This is a genomic window from Bradyrhizobium sp. 31Argb, from assembly GCF_043638955.1.
Lineage (GTDB): Bacteria > Pseudomonadota > Alphaproteobacteria > Rhizobiales > Xanthobacteraceae > Bradyrhizobium.
In genome coordinates, this window is sequence record NZ_JBEGDB010000551.1 from 1 (window position 1) to 1,917 (window position 1,917).

The 1,917-nt window shown below is 59.9% G+C and carries 1 protein-coding gene and 2 pseudogenes; all 3 read left to right on the plus strand.

Annotated features, from left to right (window positions below; genetic code table 11):
- Positions 1 to 282: 282 nt before the first annotated feature.
- Positions 283 to 639 (plus strand): annotated as a pseudogene (locus AAFX91_RS41240) (FCD domain-containing protein); the annotation flags it as partial.
- A gap of 329 nt (positions 640 to 968) precedes the next feature.
- Entirely contained in the window at positions 969 to 1,478 is a 510-nt protein-coding gene (locus AAFX91_RS41245; RefSeq protein ID WP_394570303.1) for a hypothetical protein, read from the plus strand.
- A 68-nt stretch (positions 1,479 to 1,546) separates the two neighbouring features.
- Positions 1,547 to 1,917, plus strand: a pseudogene (locus tag AAFX91_RS41250) (transposase); the annotation flags it as partial.

Below are 1,917 nucleotides of genomic sequence, written 5' to 3' on the forward strand. Positions count from 1 at the left end.
CATCGGCAACAGACCAGCTTTGGTGCGTTCCTTCTTCAAGCATCCAGATGTCGCCTATATTTCTGACCTATGAGTAACTCCCGAAGAAGCACCAGCAACTTCGGGAGGATGGTTTTGGGCAGCTGTGGCGCCAATTATCGAAGTTGTGGCGATAACAGCAGCCATTCCAGTTGCATTGATACCTGGTATCGCAAAGCCTGAATGTGTTTCGGCGTGGAATAAGGACCCCGTTTTCGGGGTGATCGGCATCCAATCGGGACCCCGGGACAAGGGTCCACAGTGTTGCGCAATGCCGCTCCAAAGGTCACCTCTCACCATTTGGCGCGGATCGAGCTCGCTCTGATTGAGGGAGATAATGCCCAGACGATTCAGGAATTTGAGATGGCCAACCGGGCCTTCCACCACGCGCTGGTGGCGCCCTGCGCGATGCCGCGCCTGCTTGCGAGCCTCGACGGACTCCAGCTTGCAAATTCACGGCTGGTGTTTGCGATGGCGCGAAGTAGCGGCTGGCGACCAAGGTCCAATCAGGATCACCGGCTGATTCTGCAAGCATTGCGAGCCCGCGATGTCGATCAAGCCTGCAACCTGCTCGCGCGCCACATTCAAACGATTGAACGCTTGGCCCTTCCCGCGTCCTGACCGAATGCGATCTGGCGAGTTCCGTCGCGAACCGTAGACGTCGCAGAACGTCGAACCATTGACCCTCTTGCCGCACGACGCGGCAGGTGGCGCGGGGTTGCGGTGAACGCGATCGCAAGATAGTTATGCTACCCACTCGCGACATCGCTGTACGGCTATCCATGATTCGTCGACTGGCGTGGAGGCAATCTGAAAATCGGCCTCAAGAGCTTGCGGGTCGTCCGAGAGAAGTGTCGTCCGGTCCGATGGAGATCCCAATTGAGCAGGTCTCTCAGGACGTCAATTGTCGGTAACTGACCGCTCGATGCACGTCCGCGAGCTGCAGTGGATTGAGCCTGACGCCGCGATGCGCCGTCTCGCGCATCGACCCCATCTCACGTTTCTCGACAGCGCTGCACAGGCATGAGACGCTCGGACGTTATTCATATCTGAGCTGCGAGCCGTTCAGCACCTACGTGATCGTGGACGGACGGGCGAGTTGGAACGGAGCGGCTCTCGAGGGCGATCCATGGGAAGTTCTTCGAACCCTTCTCGCCAAGTATCCGCAAGAGCATCGCCCTGATCTCCCGCCGTTTCAAGGCGGCACGGCCGGCTTTTTTGCTTACGATTTGAACAGGACATTGGAGCGATTGCCGGCGCCCGCAAATCCCGGTCAGCGTTTACCCCAATCGATTCTGCACTTCTATGACGTGGTGGTCGGCTTCGACCACTGTGACAACAGATGCTGGATCGTCTCGACCGGATGGCCGGAGCAAAATCCCGCTCGACGAATCGAGCGTGCGCGCCGTCGAGCTGACGAGTTTGCAGCACTGCTTGCCAGTCGAAAGGCAAGCGCTTAGCCGCCACCCTATGGACGCGGGCTTGACGCTTTGCGGAATCGCCACGGCATGAGGTCTTCGATTCTGCTATGGGGATGGACGTCAGCGAGGTGCTGGACATCATCCCGGCGATTCTGCGGGTGCTGCGCACGATCCGTCCTAAATATGGCTGCCGCAGCTGCACCGATGGTGTGGTCCAAGCGAAGGTGCTGCCGCGCCTGATCGAGAGCGGCATGGCCTCGACCGCACTCGTGAGCCACGTGGTGATCTCGAAGTTCGCCTGGTATCTGCCGCTGTATCGGCAAGTGCAGATTCTGGCCGGCCAGGGCGTCCATCTCGACCGGTCGACGCTTGCCGGCTGGGTGAAGCGTGCGGCCTGGTGGCTCAGGAGCCTCTATGACCTCCAGCTGCGCACGATCCAGGCCGCGCCGCGCGTGTTCTGCGACGAGACGCCGATGCC